The sequence below is a fragment of the Pseudomonas sp. MRSN 12121 genome (genome assembly GCF_000931465.1).
Classification (GTDB): Bacteria; Pseudomonadota; Gammaproteobacteria; order Pseudomonadales; family Pseudomonadaceae; genus Aquipseudomonas.
Genome location: NZ_CP010892.1, coordinates 4770321 through 4787463 on the forward strand (window position 1 = coordinate 4770321; position 17143 = coordinate 4787463).

Genomic DNA, 17143 nt, shown 5'->3' on the forward strand with positions numbered 1-17143 from the left:
GGCGCCGCACCAGGTCTTCCGGGGTGCAGCCGGGGCCGCGCAAGGTGTCGATGATGGTGCCGGTCAGCTCGTCGCTGGCGAACAGCGAACTGCTGGGGATGTGGAACAGCATGCGGTCGGCATCGACCTGCACTTCGTGCAGGTTGCGTTCGACCAGGTTCAAGATAGCGCCCATGGCAAACCTCCTGTGCCGGCCCCTGTCTGCGGGGGCCTGCGGTCATTCCGGAAAGGGTGTCTCGGATCGCGAGGCGCGCCTTAGGGGATGGGTGGATTGTTCCAGCGTTGCACCGTGACGATCAGGTGGCCCTCGCCGGTCAGGGACGTCCCCGCATCGTCGACGGCGGCGATCACCTTGAGGTTGCCGGCATTGTTGGTGGACATCTTGCGCGCCGGGTTCGGCCCCGCGTCGCCCGGGACGAACACGCCCGCGTCGGCCTGCATCCGGCCGGCGAACTTGACGTCTTCATCTTCCCTGGCGCGGTCGTCGAAGGCCTCGACCTTCCACTGCGCGGGGAACACGCCGATGCGATACGGCTTGCCGTCGGCCCCCTTACCCCAGGCCTCGGCGTCGAAGCGGCCCTGGACCTTGGGCGTCGAACCGCCGCCCTCGCCGATCCGCGCCACCGCGAAGGCCGGCACCACCTTGACCGCGTCGATCTTGCGGTAGACCGACAGGCTCGGGCCCTGCAAGGTGCCGACGCTGACCGTCCGCAGGCCCGGCTCGGCGTTGGCCGCAGCCTTGAGCCTGACCTTGATCCGCTGCGGACTCTGCGAGACGACTTCGACGACCTCCACGCCGTTGCCGAAGTCCGGCGTACCCGCCAGTCCACTGCCGACCAGGGTCACTTCGGTTTCGCTGCCGGCCTTCACATAACCCGGTTGCACCGCCAGCAAGCGCTGGGCGCCCTGCCGGGCGGCGACAAAGTCCAGGCCGCGTTCGTCGTGCTCGGCCTCGAACATCCGGCCCTGCATGGCATCGCCTTGGGCGGCGAATACCTGGCGCAGGGTCACGCCGTCGATATTCACGTTGCCGCGCCATTCATAGCCGCTGTAGAGAATCGCGCTGCCGTCGCCATTGAACGGCGTGCCATCGGCGTATTGCCCCTTGAGGCCGACCTTGAAGGTATCGCCGCCGTCGGCGCTGACGCTCATCACCCCGGCCAGCTCGCCCTTGCCCGGCATGTGGCCGCTGAAGCTCCAGTCGCCCACCAGCGCGGCGCTGTTCGGCGCGCTGGCCTGCCATGTCTTCCAGGCCGGGTTGTCCAGCGGATAACGCTTGGCCAGCAGCGGCACCATATCCTTGCGCGCCAGGTCGAACCAGTCGCGATCGCGGGACAGCGCCTGGTACTCCAGGGACGGCCATTGGCCGAGGTGGAAATTCACCAGGCGTTCCCACTCCTGGGCCGGACGCCGTTGCAGCGCGACCCGCGCGCCGGAGTGGCAGCGGCCGCACATCTGGCTGGTCTGTTCGTCGAAGGTTTCCACGGTGTTCAGGCGCCGCTCCAGGGCATAACGCACCCCGTCGGTCTCGCTCGGTGCCAGGCCCTGGGTGTCGGCCAGGTACTTGACCAGGGTGCGGCGGTCGTCGTCGCCGATCTGCAGGCCGTGCATGGTCTGCATGCGGGCGATGCTCATCAGCCAGCCTTCCGGGGTCTTGCGCTGGTGGCTGATGCGGCTCAGGCCGCCATCGGCTTCAGGGGTATGACAGCCCTGGCAGGTTTGCGTGAGGATGGCCTGGGCATCGCGCGCGGCCAGGCTGGGTGGGGCATGCAAGGCGGCGCAGACCGCCAGCGCCAGCAGGCCGCTGGACGCGCCTGCGCGGAGTGTTCTGTTGATCAAGGTCGGCCCTCCACGGAGCTTTTTGTTTTTTATAAGTGCGCTTTCTTGTTGTGCTGCGTCTTTTTCAGTTTCCGCCGTGGCCGGCATCACCGGGCACGACAGCAGGAGAAACGGCTGAACCCAGCAATACACGGAGCGTGCCAGCTTATGAATAGTGTTTTTTATCAGTAGCTTGCTGGAGCCTGGCGGGGTATGAGGCAGAGGGTCGCCGGCCCGTCGCGTTCCATTTCGCGACACCTGTTGCACGCTGAGACGCGCCCCGCTCACACCCCGCGAGCGCAGCAGGATGCTCAAAGCTAAGCACAGGAAAGCAGCCCGCGAGCGCCTGGCCGAACCCGCGGCGTAGCGTCGCCCGGGAGGCGGTCGGAGGGCGTGGCGCCTTACCGGCGCGGGAATGGAGAGCGCTGGCCCCCGAGGGACCCGCCAGGGTCTTTTTTGTGCCGCCGCCGATCGGGGCTCACAAAAAAGACCAGAAGGCCTGCTGGGCGCTGCACATCAATCAGCGGCCATCAGCAGGAGCGTGGGGCATGACTCAACCGTTCACGGCCAGCCGGGCCAGGGTCGATTCAGTGCAGATGTTGCGCAGCAGCGCCAGGCCGCTTTCGAACACCTGCGCCGGCCGGGCCAGCGAGATGCGGATGAAGCGGGAACTCTGGATACCGCGTTCGTAATAGGCGTGCCAGAAAAAGTGGCTGCCGGGCAGGCAATGGAAGCCGTGGCGCAGGAACTGTTTGATCAGCTCGGCGTCGGTTTTCCCGGTGCGCGAGACATCGATCCACTCCACCGGCATCGCCGTCGCGCGACTGTCGGTGATGCAGCGCAAATCGGTATCGGCCAGCACGGCCCTGACCTTGGCGCTGCGCTGCCCGATCTCATGCACCAGCGCCTGCTCCAGGCCCACCGCCGCAGTGCGCCGGAACAGGTCGACGAACACGCCCATGACAAAGCGCGAATGGCACAGGTAGATCTCCTCGTAGATCTTTTCCAGGTCCACCGCCAGGTCCTCGGAATAGACGATCATGCTCGACTTCATGTCCTGGGTCGGCCAGGTCTTGCCGGTGTCCTCGATGACCACGAACGAGCCGCCGGCCTTCAACAGCGCGGCATAGTCGTTGAAGGGTTGCTTGCTATAGAAACGGAAGGTCGAGTCCACCACCAGCACCTTGCCCTGGCGCTGGCAATAGTCGGCGATGGCCTTGAATTGTCGCTCGCGGATCAGATACCCGGTGGGGTTGTTCGGGTTGACCAGGAACAGGGTATCGAACGCATAGCCGTCCAGCAGCTCGGCGACCTTGTCCTGCTCGATGGCGTCGATCATCGCTTGCTCGTTCAGCGGCGCCACCTCGCAACCGCGGCGCTTGAGCATCAGGTACAGGTTGTCGAAGGTCGGCTCGATCAGCAGCACCCGCGGGGCGCGTTCGGCCAGCAGCGTGGCGACGATATCGATGGAGTTGGAGGCCGTCGGGGACACCCGGAAGTGCTCGTGGCGCAACAACTCGCTGGAGTCGAGCAGGTTGGCCCACTCGCATTTGAAGGCCTTCTCCATGTCGCGCACCTTGGTCTGGTTGCAGTCATACCAGATGCTCGGCAGTTGCTCGACGACCCCCTCCAGCCCGCGGGACAACTCGTGATAGGCGTGCCCATCGGCAAAGCTGCACGCCGAATTCAGGGCCAGGTACTCGTGATCGGTCAATGTAGTCAACATAACACCTCCTTGTGAACGTCGACCCCTAGGGCAACGTGATTTTCAGGCCGCTCACGATCCCGGACAGGTTGTTCCCGAAGGATTCGAAGAACGGTATGAGTCCGTGGGGCATCGCCTGATAGATTTCCATTCCTTGGTAATAGCGACGCAGGTAACCGTGCGTCACCGGTAGCCCGAGATGCCGGATCGCCTGGGCGATGAACTGCTTGGGCACATTGTTGTAGGTGGCCTTGCAGTTGATGTAATAGGCGCCCAGGCCACAACGCCCGGCGAACTCGGCGACGCTGCCGAGGATGTCCAGCACCCGCTCTTCCGATTGCAACAGGCGCCCGCCCCCCTCGACGCCATCGAGCAACAGGCCCGGCGTGCCGTCGACGTCCGCCACGGCGACCAGGTTGAGCCGACCGATGCGCCGTCCCTGGTACCAGACGTACAGCCGGCACAGGTTCGGTTCGACCAGGTAACCCGGGGCGTTGTTGACCGCGTAATCGCCAATGCCGGTGCAGGAGTAGAACTCGTCGGAGCGGCTGTAGTCCTGCCAGGGGTTTCTATTCCAGGTGCTGATGAACACCCGCTGCCGCGACTGCCGATCGCGCAATCCCTGGCGGTCGTGGTCGTCGAGATAGGTCCTGATGCTGGCGATATCCTCGGGCACCGGCACCGCGCCGCCCTGGGGAAACGCCGCGTCGATCATCAGCCGCAGGCGCTGCTCGCTGTACTCGGCATGCCGGTCGAAGAGCGCCTTGTTCTGGTAGACCAGGGTTTGCCGGGCCTGCTTGTCGTAGCAGGCCTCGATCGCCTGGCCGATCAGCGTGCGAAAACGCGGGATAGCCATCTCGCCGCCCCAGTAGTCGAACGGCGAGAACCAGGCACCGGCATAGGCGTCGGCAATCTGCATGCGCGCGTTGGCGAACGCCGGTTGTTGTTCGAACCAGCGCGTGAAATCAGCGATCGACAGTTGCTGGCGCATGTTCTCCAGGGTCTTGGGATCCATGAAGCTCATGTTGGAAATGATCGCCGAGACCAGCCCGCCGTCGAACACTCCCGGGGCATCGAGGTGCGAGGTCAGGCTCGCGCCTTCCAGTTGCTCGACCGAGGCCGTGTCGGCGCGCACCGCCTCGACCTGCGGCAGGCCGTTGGCCAGCAGGTAGTGGAAATAATCGACACTGGCATCCGCCAGTTCGTCCAGGCGTTCGCGCACCGCCTGCACACTGTGCCGGGCAAACACGCCATCGGCGTTTTCCAGCAGGGCCACCGCGCCGAAACTGCCGTAGCGCGCGTGCACTTCGCAGACCAGGGCCGCCAGCGCGTCCAGCTCGCCGGCGGGCAGATGCGGGTGGTAGTTCTTGATGTGGATAAGCAAGGGCGCGCAGCACGCGCCGAGTTCGTCCTTGTGCCGCAGTACGCAGTCCATGGCGGCTTGATAGTAGGCCGTGCCCACCGCCTCCAGGATCGACTCCAGATCGTCGCACAGCGCCGAATCGGCGGTGCCGATCAGGTAGGACAAACCGCGTGCCGAATGGTCCTTGATGGCCAGCAGGAATTCGACGAAGGCCCGCATGTCCAGCTGTTGCTTGAGCAGCGGGATCTTCTCGATCAGGTAGGCCGCGACGAAGGCGCTGTTGCGCTCCAGTTCGAGAATCCCGGGCAGGAACCACGCCCATTCCTCGCGGTTCAGCTCAAGGACATGACGATGATGCTTGAGCACGTTGTTGACCAGCACATCGTCACAGGCCGCGATCCGCGACAACAGCTGGTCGACGGCCGTCGCCAGCTCGGCGCCATGCAAACGCGCCAGGCAATCGATCGCGACGTCATAAGCCTCAATATAAGTAGCCAGTACTTCACGCATGCGCACTCCCCCGTACAGACCGGCGATCTTGCGAAAATCTTGATGGTGGGTTGCCAGGCCGGGTTCGACCGGCCTGGCGCTAGGTCAGTCGTGCGCCGAGGTCGCGCACAACAGAGGGCTGTTGGGCCGGGTGACCAGCAGCAGCCGGGCCGTCAACAGCACCAGCGACAGCAGATGGCTGAGAATCAGCGCCACCCACAGGCCGACGACGCCCTGCTCCAGGTTGAAGGTCAGGTGGTAACCCCCGGCCACGCCGATCACCCAGGCGGTGGTGGTGTTGATCAGGAACGGCACCTTGGTGTCTTCCAGGCCCTTGAGCGCGCCGAGCACGATGACCTGCACACACTCGACGACGATGCTCAGGGCGGCGAGGCCGACGATCAGGTTGAACTGGGTCAGCAGGCCGAGATTCGCCGCCTCGTCGACGTTGAAGAACATCGAGGCCACCAGCGTGGAATCGAAAAACACCACGAAGGCGAAGGGGAACAGGAACAGCATGCTCACCAGGCAAGCCACCACCGTCAGCTTGCGCACCTTGTGCACATTGCCCAGCGCATGCTCCTGGGCCACGCGGATGGCGATGGCTTCCCGCACTCCCTCGACCAGCATGAAGACCGGGTAGATATAGGAGAACACCAGTTGCGCCGCGGCCAGTTCCAGGGTCCCGACCTTCTCGGTAAAGAGCATCAGCACGATGAACATCAACGAGATCACCAGGCTGTTCGCCGACAGCGGCAGGCCCATCGCCAGGTACTTCTTGACCAGCGCCCAACGCAGGCTGATCCAGCCGGTGAAGATCGCGTAGGGCTTGCCGGAGCGGCGATTGCTCAGGGAATACAGGAGGATCTCGGCGCCGAGCATGCCCCAGCTGACCAGGGACGTGGAAAGGCCCGCGCCGTAGGCGCCCAGCCGCGGAAAACCAAACTCGCCGAGGATCAGCACGTAGGAAATCAGCGCCTTGAACACGCTGGCGAACAGGGTGATGTAGAAAATCGACGAGAAGTCGGACACTGCCGCCGAGTGGTCCCGCAGGACGCAGAACAAGGCCAGCGGCAAGATCGAGTACACCGCGCCTTGCGCATACTGGTCGGCCTGCAGGGCCACCGCCGCGTCGACATTGAAGGCCACCAGCAAGCTGCCCAGGTTCAGCGTCACCAGGACCACCGGCAGGCTGAGCAGCAGGCACATATAGAAGCCGTGCTGCACATGCGCTTCCACGGCCCGCTTGTCCTTGAGCGCGTCGTACTTGGCGGAGAACACCGCGACCATACCGATGACGCACAGGCAGATGACATTGGTCGCGTCGAAAACGATGCGCGCCCCCAGCCCATAACCGGCGATTTCATCGGCGCGAAAACGCCCCATGAACACGGAGTCGACAAAGGCCATCATACTTTCGATCAGATAGACGATCGAAAGCGGCACCGCCACTTTGATAATGCGCCGACCTTCTGCAATCCACTGCATACCTGCATCCTTCATTCAATTCAGCACACACAAGAAATAAAAGTGTAGCCACCCGCCGCTCGATCGATCTCGTGCCGAAATGAACCAGCCGACCTTCCGATATTGGTGGAAGAGAGTGAGACTCGAACTCACGACTACCCACTTAAATAGTGGGCGCCCAAGCCACCGGGCGTTCTCCCCCATGTACCGCACTTGCCTCCCGGGCGCTAAGCCACCGCACCCGGGCAAAAATGGTGGAAGAGAGTGAGACTCGAACTCACGACTACCCACTTAAGTAGTGGGCGCCCAAGCCACCGGGCGTTCTCCCCCATGTATCGCACTTGCCTCCCGGGCGCTAAGCCACCGCCCCGGGCCAAAATGGTGGAAGAGAGTGAGACTCGAACTCACGACTACCCACTTAAGTAGTGGGCGCCCAAGCCACCGGGCGTTCTCCCCCATGTATCGCACTGGCCTCCCGGGCGCTAAGCCACCGCCCCGGGCCAAAATGGTGGAAGAGAGTGAGACTCGAACTCACGACTACCCACTTAAGTAGTGGGCGCCCAAGCCACCGGGCATTCTCCCCCATGTATCGATAGTGCGCCCCTCAAGCAGGGGCGCGAGCGGCCTCTTTATTCATGCCGATGTTGTGGTTGCGCCGGAACAGATTGCCCCCGTCGTAGCGCTGCTTGACCTTGAGCAGGCGCTCGCTGTCGCTGCCGAGCAAGACCGTATGCGACGAGCCTTCGGCGAACGAGTAGTTGGAATACGCCGGCGCGCTATCGTTACCCGCAGTGGCCAGCGCAGCCGCCCTGACCCAGCGAATGAAGCGGTCATCGTCCCGGGCCTGCTCCCAGCGGGCGGAAAACAGCACGCTGTAGCTTCTCGACTTGAGCGGGAAGGCAGAATCATCGGGCGTGGTCGAACGGCGTGCCTTGTTCAGATGCTCGATGGTGATGCTGCACCGTTGGCCCGGCATGCTGGACGCCGCCGTCAGCAAGGCATCCATGGCGTCGCTGGTGAAATCGTCCAGGCAAATCGATTTCCAGTAGCCGCGCATCGGTGGCTGGAATCGGTCGTCGAACCAGCCCTGCCAGGCCCGGAAGTCGTCCGTGACGTACTGGTGCCTGCCCACAAGACCCAGCGCCTGTTCCAATGCCTCGATGGCACCGAGGTCCTGATAGTCGCTGAGGCAGAAGTCGATCGCCAACCCGCACCGGTCGCTCTCCGGGACCGGGCTGAAGAGCGGCGCCAGCACCAGGTTCGCCGGGCAGTCCTGCTCCATGTAATGGCCCAGTTGCAACAGCACGCGCGGCACCTCCTGCGGTGCCACCGCAATCGAGCCACAGTAGACTTTGGGCAACGGCGACAGGCGATAGCGGAACTCCAGGACCACGCCAAAGTTGCCGCCACCGCCGCGCAGCGCCCAGAGCAGATCCCTATGCTGCGGATCCTCGGCCCTGACCACCTCGCCACTGGCCAGCATCACATCGGCGCCGACCAGGTTGTCGCAGGTGAACCCCAGCGTGCCGACAAACCAGCCGATACCGCCCCCCAGCGTCAGCCCGGCAATCCCGGTATCGCTGACCGTCCCGGTCGGCACTACATAGCCCCGCGGGCACAATGCCGCGTCCACATCCCCCAGGCGGGCGCCCGGCTGAACCCTGGCGATCCCCTGCTGCGCGTCGATCTCTACGCCCCGGAACCCGGAGAAGTCGAGCAGCACGCCGCCTTCGGTCGAACCGAACCCGGCGATATGATGCCCCCCGCCACGCAGGGCGAGTTCCAGCCGGTTCTCTGTCACCACCTTGAGCACGGTCCGGATGGCGGCGCGATCGAGGGTCCGCACAATGAGCAGCGGGTGCAGGTCGTGCATCCGGTTATAGAGCTGGCGCCCTTCTTCGTAACCCGGCTCCCCGGGGAACAGCAGTTCGACCGCCTCATGGCCCTGCAAGGCCTGTTGCAGGCGGATTTGCGTGGTAACGTCGTTCATCCTGGCTCAGCCTTCCAGTTCTGCGACAAGCGGCGAACCGAAGCCCATGCGCCGGGCGTGGCGAGTCGCATCCAGGTTGCGGTTATAGAGGTTCTTGTCGGTGCCCTGCTCGATGAAGTGCAGGATCGAAGCGACCGCCACACTCGCCATCTCGTCCCACACCGCCGACGTCATGGCGCCGACATAAGGCGTACAGATGAAGCGATCATCCGACAGGTCGAGCATCTCGATCGGCATGTTGATGGTCTTGCCATCCTTGATCAGCGGCGGTGCATCCCAGTTCTTGTCGTCGAATGCCGCGCCGGCGATCTTCTCCTCGACCAGCGCCTTGTAGACCGCCTGGCCATCGACCAGGGACGACTCCGAGGTATTGATCAGGATCGCGCTGGGCTTCATCAGCGCCAGCTCGGCCTCACCGATAAACCCTAGCGTCGAGTCGTTGTACGGGCATGCCAGGATCACCACGTCGCTGGTGGCCAGCAACTCGTCCTGCGACAACCGTTGCGCCTGGGTGTCGCGTTCCACATCCGGCTTCTGCGAGTTGGCGGTGTAGACGATCCGGCAATGAAAGCCATCGTGCATCATCCTTGCCACCCGCGAGCCGACCTTGCCCATGCCGATGATGCCGATCACCGCATCCTTGAGCAGCGGCGTGTCGGTTTCGTGCAGGCGGCCATTTTTCTGCTCGCTGTGGAAGTAGATCAGCTTGCGGCGCAAGGCAATGACCAGCCCCACCAGGAACTCGCCCATGGCCTCGTACATCACTTTCAGGCCAGGGGTGTTGGTCACTGCGATCCCCAGGCGGTCGGCCGCGTCGATATCGACCAGATGCTCGGCCCCCGACGCCAGGCACGCCACCAACTTCAACTTCCCGGCCTGCTGCAGGATCTCTTCGGTGAGGATTTCTTCACCGGCATGCATATAAATGTGGGCATCACGGATAGCGGAAATAACCCGCGCCTGATCGGGAAACGATTCGCCAATCAACGCCACTTCATAGAGCGACGGATTCAACTCGGCGATATAGCGTTGAGCCAAACGATCGGCCCCGGAGATAACTACCTTAATTCGTTCCGACACAGTGACACCCCAAAATAAGTTCTAATGGAATATTAAATTTCAAACGCCACTACATGACGCGTTGAAAGCAACAGTGATAACGGGCGAGCCCCGCCAACCGTCGAGCCATGCGTTACAACATCCACCAACAGAAGAGGCCGGACGCCAGGCAGGAGCGACGGGAAAGCCGATGACCGCGCTATGGACTCGTGGTCGGAGCGGTCTCGCAAAGGTAATGAATAGCGGGGACGAAGAGGGTCAAGAACATACACATATCCTTATGGGTACGGTGCAGTACGGCACCTGGCAATAACGATGCATCCTTTGCATCGCTGAACTTGGGACTTACCTGAAAAGTTCAGGACCCCATAAAAGATCAATATATTTACCCTGTCAAGAATTTTTCTCGAACAGCGAAAGCGGATACATTTGCGCTACATTTTCGAAACTTTTCACGACTTCATGGCAGCTTATTAGTTACGAAAAACTAATTAACCATTTCGTGAATTTTTGCCCGACCAATCACCAGCAACGTTCTAACGTTTATTTATCGCCATTCGACTAGTTTAACTATTGACAACATTCCAAGAACGCCTGTCTATTAAAAATAAACACAGCATCGGCAAGGAAGCCTGCGAATGAATGCCCTTATTGCGCCCGGAAAAATCATCTTTGTCGGCTTTGGTTCCATAGCGGAATCGTTCGTCGCACTGCTGGACCAAACTCATGATCTGGCCAGGATCGAGCTGATCGCCATCGATCCGTTGCGCCCACCGCGCCAGGAGTTCTTCCAGAGCGAGTACCACCTGAATTTCATCCAGGCCCGCCTCGACCCGAACAACCTCCGGGACATGCTTACGCCCCTCGTCGAGCGGGACTGCTTCGTCATCAATCTGTCGACGGACGTCTCGAGCCTCGACCTCATCGAGCTCTGTCACCAGGCCGGCGCCCTGTACCTGGACACCTGCATCGAACCCTGGCCGGGTGGCTACAGCGATCCCGCGCAGCCCATGGCCCAACGCACCAACTACCACCTGCGCGAGTGCATGCTGAAACTGAAAAAACGCCTTGGCGGCGGGCCGACGGCGGTGGTGGCGCATGGCGCCAATCCCGGCCTGGTCTCGCACCTCGTGAAACAGGCCCTGGTGAACCTGGGCAACGACCTCATCCCGGGTTTCACTCCCCCGCAGTGCCGCGAAGACTGGGCGCGCACCAGCAAGGAACTGGGGGTGAAAGTGATCCATATCGCCGAATACGATTCCCAGGTCGCCGTCGAGCCCAAGGCCCGGGGCGAGTTCGTCAACACCTGGTCGGTCAATGGTTTCATCAGCGAAGCGCAACAGCCTGCGGAGCTAGGCTGGGGCTCCCATGAAAAATCCCTTCCCGAGCAGGGCTTCGAACATGAGTCCGGAAGCAAGGCCGCCATCTACATCGGCAAACCCGGGGCGACGGTGCAGGTGAAGACATGGACGCCGCACGACCAGGAAACCCTGGGCTTCCTGGTCACCCATAACGAGGCGATTTCCATAGCCGACTTCCTCACCGGTACGTTCACCGACGAAACCTATCGCCCCACCGTCCACTACGCCTACAGGCCCTGCGACAACGCGATTCTTTCCCTCCTGGAATGGCTGGGTAAAAGCCGCCAGGACCCGGCGCTCAAACGCGTGTTGAAATCAGAAGAGATCGCCAGCGGCGCGGACCATCTGGGCGTGCTGCTGATGGGGCACCGCAAAAGTTGCTACTGGTTCGGCTCGACGCTCTCCATCGAGCAAGCCAGGGCGTTGGCGCCGTTGAACACCGCGACCACCCTGCAAGTCGCAGCGGGTGTCCTGGCCGGTTATCTGTGGGCCCTGAATCATCCGGATGCGGGCATGGTCGAAGCCGAGGACATGGACTATCAAGAGGTGCTCGCCTATGCCGCGCCTTACCTGGGCGGGCTGCAAGGCTTTTTCTCCGACTGGAACCCGGTCCAGAACGATCCGGGCACCTTTGCCCGCAACGACCCGAGCGACGTCTGGCAATTCAATAACTTCCTGGTCTAGAAAAACCTCCCTCCCCTGATCTGTCTGGGCTGGAAAACATTCCAGCCCGGGCAGCGTGCGCCGCCCCGCCCTCTTCCCCCACCGTTGCCACGCCAATCCCTCGACAAAGGCTGTAGCGTCCCCCCGGCAGCTGCTACGATGCCCGGCTTAACCGCTTCAGCCACCGGCCCTGATGGGCCGAGAGGAACCGCGCCATGCTCGACGCCCTGCTTTTCGATCTCGACGGCACCCTGACCGACACCGACCAATTGCACCTGCTGGCCTTGCAGCAACTGCTGCTGGAGGAAGAGGGCCGGGTGTTCACCCGCGAAGCGTTCGAGGCCCATGTCAGCGGCCAGGCCAATGCCGCCATGTGCCGCTACCTGTTCCCCGAACGCTCGGTGGCCGAGCACGAGGCCTTCGCCGATCGCAAGGAGGCGCGCTTTCGCCAGCTGTCGCCACGACTGACGCCGATGCCGGGCCTGCTGCGCCTGCTGGACTTCGCCCAGGCGCAGGCGATCGGCGTCTGTGTGGTGACCAATGCGCCGCGGGCCAACGCCGAGCACATGCTGGACGTGCTGGGCCTGCGTGAGCGATTCGCCACGGTGCTGGTGGCCGAGGAACTGCCCCGGGCCAAGCCCGACCCACTGCCCTACCTCACCGGCCTCGAATGCCTCGGCGCCCTGCCCGAGGCCGGGATCGCCTTCGAGGACTCGATTCCCGGCCTCACCGCCGCGGTGGGCGCCGGGGTCTTCACCGTCGGCCTGGCCACCAGCCAGAGCCCCGAGGCGCTGCTGGCCGCCGGCGCCCATCTGGTGATCGAGGACTTCGACGATCCACGGCTGTGGGCGGTGATCGAGCGGATGCTCGGCCCACGCTAACCCGGCGACACGCCCGTCCTGGGCGGGCGACTCAGAAATAACCCGAGGCTTTTCAGTTGTGTCTGATGGTCCGGCGCGCTTTGGCTCTTGAAGATAGCGCCCCGCCTGACCGTCGTTTCAAGGACCTTCATGAACGCCCTCATCTCCCTGCCTCTATTGGCCCTGCTTGGCTTCGCGAGCAGCCCGGCCCACGCCCAGGACATCCCCGAACCCGCCCTGCCGGAAGCGACGAGCAGTTGCCTGGCCCGGGGCGAGGCGATCAAGGGCAGCCTGGAACAGCTCCTGGCCGAGCCGCAATACCAGCAGCTGGCCGGCCTGCAACGGGTGCTCGAACCCCTCAGCCGCTATTGCGACGGCCTGCATTTCGAGCACAACCCACCGCTGCGCCAGGCCGAATACCAGGTGCTGTTGCGGCAGATGGAGCTGGACGCGGCGCGCGACTATGGCGATCCGAGCATCATCGGCAAACGCAAGGCGCGGCTGACCCACGCCTTGCAAGTCCTGCAATACGCCCTCGGCGCCCACGAGCGCTGAATCCCGTCGCGCCTGCCACACCGCCTCTCCGCCAGCCGATTTTCCCAGCCGATTCAACGACCTGCGCCAGCCGCTCGGGCGTATTCGGAATTCCTCGCAAATGGGAATGCAACTAATTGTTATGCAAGGAATTTTCATAAAACTGACTAAGATTGTTCTGAGCGGTGCCGATGGCTTGAAAGGACACAAGGAGCAATCTGGAAATGAGAAACAATCAGCCCGTAACACAACGTGAAGTGGCTTTGGGAACACACCAGAAACTCATCTCCACCACCGACGCCCGCGGCGTCATCAGCTACTGCAACGATGCCTTCGTGGACATCAGCGGTTTCGACCGCGACGACCTGATCGGTGCGCCCCAGAATATCGTCCGCCATCCCGATGTACCGCCCGCGGTATTCGCCCACATGTGGGCCGCGCTGAAACAGGGCCAGCCATGGATGGGCATCGTCAAGAACCGCTCGAAGAACGGCGACCATTACTGGGTCAACGCCTACGTCACGCCGATTTTCGAGGGCAGCAAGATCGTCGGCTACGAGTCGGTACGGGTCAAACCCACGGCCGAGCAGATCCGCCGCGCCCAGGACCTGTACCGGCGCCTCAACGCCCAGCAGCCCGCCATCCCCCGCCGGCATCGCTGGCAACCGGCCCTGCTGGGCTGGGCGCCGTCGCTGGTCGCCGGCCTGGCCGGTTGCCTGAGCGGCCTCTGGCTGGCGCCGCCCCTGGCGCTGGCGGTGGCCGCCGGGCTTTCCGTGCCCCTGGGCCTGCTGGCGACGCAGCGCCAGGGCAAGGCGGCGCGGCAACTGCTGCAACTCGCCGATCCGTCCACCTGCGATCCGCTGATCGCGCAGATGTACAGCGATGCCCAGGGCGCCCAGGCCTGCCTGGAAACCGCCTTCGTCAGCCAGGACGCGCGCTTGAAGACCTGCCTCACCCGCCTGCAGGACAGCGCCGAGCAACTCAACGCCCTGGCCAGCCGCTCCGATACCCTGGCCAGCGACAGCTCCCGCGGCCTGGACCGCCAGCGCGTGGAAACCGAGCAGGTGTCCGCCGCCGTCAACCAGATGGCCGCCACCACCCAGGAAGTTGCCAGCCACGTGCAGCGCACCGCCGACGCCACCCAGGCGGCCAACCAGCTGACCGGCCGCGGGCGCGAAGTGGCGCGCGATACCCGCGAGGCCATCGAGCGCCTGTCGGCGGTGGTCGGCGAAACCGGGCAGAACGTGGCGCAACTGGCCCGGGACAGCAGCGAGATCGGCACCGTGGTCGATGTGATCAAGGGCATCGCCGACCAGACCAACCTGCTGGCGCTCAACGCCGCCATCGAGGCGGCCCGCGCCGGGGACATGGGCCGCGGCTTCGCCGTGGTGGCCGACGAGGTGCGCCAGCTGGCCCAGCGCACCGCGCAATCCACCCAGCAGATCCACGAGTTGATCACCCAGTTGCAGACCTCTTCGCAGAACGCCGTGCACAGCATGGAAAACGGCCAGCGCCAGGCCGAGGAAGGCGTGGCCCGGGTGCTGGAGGCGGACCAGGCGCTGCTGGGGATCAGCGAGGCGGTGGCCAACATCACCGACATGACCACCCAGATCGCCGCCGCCACCGAAGAGCAAAGCGCGGTGGCCGAGGAGATCAGCCGCAATATCAGCACCATCGCCCAACTGGCCGACCAGACCTCGGAACAGGCCCACCATTCGGCCGAACTGAGCAAAGAACTGACCCAGACCGCGACCACCCAGTACTCGTTGGTGGAGCGCTTCAACCGCTAGCGGCGAGGCGCTGCGTGCCCGGCATCCAGGGCAAAAAAAACGGCGCTGGCCCTTCCCGGGCCAGCGCCGTTTTCCTGTTGCGGGGTTCAAGGTTGAGGCATGAAACCGGTGCCGATGAAGGACCGCTGAGGATTGCCGCGTTCAACGCCATGGTGGAAGTCGCGACGTTGCAGGCGCAAGTCGCTCTGCGCCGCCTGCTCGAGGGCGGCGAGGCGCTGCTCGATCAGCAGCAGCGCCATGCGCCGGTTGTCGTGCTGGCTGCGTTCGGACTGCACCTTGACGCTGATGCCGCTGGCCAGGTGGGTCGCGCGCACCGCCGAATCGGTGGTGTTGACATGCTGCCCGCCGGGACCGGAGGCGCGCATGGTTTCAAACCGCACCTCACTGTCCCAGCGCTGCTGCGGCGCCGTGAAGACCTGGCCGGCGAAGAACCAGTTCTTGCGTTTGTGCCCCGGCCGACAAGGGCTCTTGCAGACCCACAACAGCGTCCCGCTCCAGCGCCGGGCCAGGCTTTGCGCACGCTCGCCGTCCAGGCCGAGCAACAGCGATTTGTAGCTGCCCCGACGGGCCCCGGGCTCGCTTTCGACGAGACTGATCCTCACCTGCTCCGCCTCGGCTTCAAGGTCGAGGCGTTGCCAGGCCTTGGCCACCGCCAGTTCACATTCCGCCGGCCCTTGCGCCGACGACAGTTGCAACAGAATCATCAACAGCACCCCCGGCGCTTGTAGGTCAGGACCGGCTTGAGGCGGGCGATCAGCCTGACCAGGCCGGCTTCGAGCAGGCTGCCGACCACGCTGTCGATGCTCTTGTAGGCCTCGGGGGCCTCCTCGTACATGAGCGCCCGGTCTTCGCAGACCACCCGGCTGCCCAGGGCCGTGCGCTTGAGCTGGTCGAAGCTGAAGCGCGCAGCCAGGCGGCCCTTGCAGTCGCCGCGAAGCCATTTGCGGCCGGCGCCATGGGCCAGCGAGTAGAGGCTGGCGGCCTGCGGCACGGGTTGCACCAGGTAGCTGTAGTCGCCCCGGGAGCCCGGGATGACGACCACGCCCCGGTCGGAGGGGGTCGCGCCTTTGCGGTGGATCCAGCCCGCAACGCCGTCGACGGTCGCCGGCGAGACCAGGTTGTGGTCGATATCCAGGGCCGCGTGCCCGCGCGCGCGCAGGTTCGCCAGGAGGCGCTCGGCGATCAGCCGCCGGTTGGCTTGCGCGAAGCGCAGGGCTTCGTCATGCCGTTGCAGGTAGTCGATCCCCGCTTCGCTGTCGGCCGCGATGCCGGCATGGCCATAGCGGTCGACGTGACGCCGCAGAATGGCCTCGCCCAACCCGCGCGAACCGCTGTGCACCAGCAGCAGGAGTGCTTTGCGGTCCAGTTGCAGGCTGTCCATGAGTTCGTCGCAGTGAACCTGGTCGATCTGTTGCAGCTCGGCAAAGTGGTTGCCGCCGCCAATGGTGCCCAGGGCCGGTTCGTGGCCGGTGGCGGCGAAGCCCAGTTGCGCCAGGTCCTCCTGCCAGTGCTCGTCCAGCGCGGTGTCGATGTTGCCGATTTTCTTTTCGAGCTTGTCCAGGTTCAGCCTGGCGCTGGCGATGTCGGTCTGCCACAGCGCCATGCCGCAGCCGATATCGTTGCCGACCAGCGCCGGGTAGAGGGTCGTGGTGGAGAAGAACGCCGCGCCCACCGGATACCCCCGGCCCGGGTGCAGGTCCGGCATGCCGACCACGCGTTGCATGCCCTCGAGTCTTGCCGTCGTTTGAAGTTGCTGGATCGCTTGATCTTCGATCCAGGTGCTGTCGGAGGCGACCAGTGATACGCCGGCCGACACAGTGCGGATGCAATTGCCCATGTCCAATTCCTGATTGGAGAAAAATAAAAGTCAGGGAATGGCAGGTCGGATCCGGGTTAAAGCGAAGGGCTGAAAAACAGCGGATGCAGCGTTTAAACCAGGCACGTCCTGCAGAAAGCGATCGGGTATTTCATGGTGGATCTCCTCTGCTGAAGTGTGGGTTGAAGTGCGGGAATGGGCGCGCAGATTAATCGCGCCGAAACTTTC

The 17143-nt window shown here is 63.7% G+C and carries 12 protein-coding genes and 4 tRNA genes; 4 read left to right on the forward strand and 12 right to left on the reverse strand.

All coding sequences use genetic code 11. The features are described from left to right. Window positions 1-255: 255 nt before the first annotated feature. The 10 genes from peaA to TO66_RS21625 form a co-directional block, all read right to left on the reverse strand. Window positions 256-1836, reverse strand: coding sequence for a quinohemoprotein amine dehydrogenase subunit alpha (gene peaA / locus TO66_RS21580; protein ID WP_044466121.1), 1581 nt, complete (start codon window positions 1834-1836; stop codon window positions 256-258). A 535-nt stretch (window positions 1837-2371) separates the two neighbouring features. Continuing rightward, window positions 2372-3544: a pyridoxal phosphate-dependent aminotransferase gene (locus TO66_RS21585; RefSeq protein WP_044464180.1), complete on the reverse strand. Its 1173-nt coding sequence runs from the start codon at window positions 3542-3544 to the stop codon at window positions 2372-2374. 25 nt (window positions 3545-3569) lie between these two features. Continuing rightward, the gene (locus TO66_RS21590; RefSeq protein ID WP_044464181.1) at window positions 3570-5396 is read right to left on the reverse strand and encodes a hypothetical protein; all 1827 of its coding nucleotides are present in this window, start codon (window positions 5394-5396) and stop codon (window positions 3570-3572) included. An 84-nt stretch (window positions 5397-5480) separates the two neighbouring features. Further along, window positions 5481-6863 carry an MATE family efflux transporter gene (locus tag TO66_RS21595; RefSeq protein ID WP_044464182.1) on the reverse strand — a complete coding sequence of 461 codons (1383 nt, stop codon included), beginning with the start codon at window positions 6861-6863 and terminating at the stop codon, window positions 5481-5483. A gap of 107 nt (window positions 6864-6970) precedes the next feature. Next, a tRNA-Lys gene (locus TO66_RS21600) sits at window positions 6971-7043 on the reverse strand. Between the two features lie 55 nt (window positions 7044-7098). After that, a tRNA-Lys gene (locus TO66_RS21605) sits at window positions 7099-7171 on the reverse strand. A 54-nt stretch (window positions 7172-7225) separates the two neighbouring features. Then, window positions 7226-7298: transfer RNA gene (locus TO66_RS21610), tRNA-Lys, on the reverse strand. A 54-nt stretch (window positions 7299-7352) separates the two neighbouring features. After that, window positions 7353-7425: transfer RNA gene (locus TO66_RS21615), tRNA-Lys, on the reverse strand. A gap of 21 nt (window positions 7426-7446) precedes the next feature. Further along, entirely contained in the window at window positions 7447-8832 is a 1386-nt protein-coding gene (locus tag TO66_RS21620) for an FAD-dependent oxidoreductase (RefSeq protein WP_044464183.1), read from the reverse strand. 6 nt (window positions 8833-8838) lie between these two features. Continuing rightward, window positions 8839-9870, reverse strand: coding sequence for a D-isomer specific 2-hydroxyacid dehydrogenase family protein (locus tag TO66_RS21625; protein WP_256241019.1), 1032 nt, complete (start codon window positions 9868-9870; stop codon window positions 8839-8841). A 659-nt stretch (window positions 9871-10529) separates the two neighbouring features. Here TO66_RS21625 and TO66_RS21630 point away from each other — a divergent pair. The 4 genes from TO66_RS21630 to TO66_RS21645 all read left to right on the forward strand — a co-directional run bounded on the left by TO66_RS21630 (window position 10530) and on the right by TO66_RS21645 (window position 15099). Next, window positions 10530-11936 (forward strand): saccharopine dehydrogenase NADP-binding domain-containing protein, encoded by a 1407-nt coding sequence (locus TO66_RS21630; protein ID WP_044464185.1) that lies wholly within the window; start codon window positions 10530-10532, stop codon window positions 11934-11936. A 194-nt stretch (window positions 11937-12130) separates the two neighbouring features. Beyond that, window positions 12131-12796, forward strand: coding sequence for an HAD family phosphatase (locus TO66_RS21635; protein ID WP_044464186.1), 666 nt, complete (start codon window positions 12131-12133; stop codon window positions 12794-12796). A gap of 129 nt (window positions 12797-12925) precedes the next feature. Beyond that, window positions 12926-13330, forward strand: a complete 405-nt coding sequence (locus TO66_RS21640; protein ID WP_044464187.1) for a DUF1090 family protein — start codon at window positions 12926-12928, stop codon at window positions 13328-13330. A gap of 314 nt (window positions 13331-13644) precedes the next feature. After that, window positions 13645-15099, forward strand: a complete 1455-nt coding sequence (locus TO66_RS21645; protein ID WP_409077198.1) for a PAS domain-containing methyl-accepting chemotaxis protein — start codon at window positions 13645-13647, stop codon at window positions 15097-15099. An 86-nt stretch (window positions 15100-15185) separates the two neighbouring features. On the opposite strand, the gene prfH is transcribed toward TO66_RS21645, so the two are convergent. Together prfH and TO66_RS21655 are read right to left on the reverse strand one after the other, a co-directional pair. After that, window positions 15186-15803 (reverse strand): peptide chain release factor H, encoded by a 618-nt coding sequence (gene prfH / locus TO66_RS21650; RefSeq protein ID WP_044466122.1) that lies wholly within the window; start codon window positions 15801-15803, stop codon window positions 15186-15188. Then, window positions 15803-16936 carry an RNA ligase RtcB family protein gene (locus TO66_RS21655; RefSeq protein ID WP_044464189.1) on the reverse strand — a complete coding sequence of 378 codons (1134 nt, stop codon included), beginning with the start codon at window positions 16934-16936 and terminating at the stop codon, window positions 15803-15805. The genes prfH and TO66_RS21655 overlap by 1 nt, the downstream gene beginning before the upstream one ends. Between the last annotated feature and the right edge of the window lie 207 nt (window positions 16937-17143).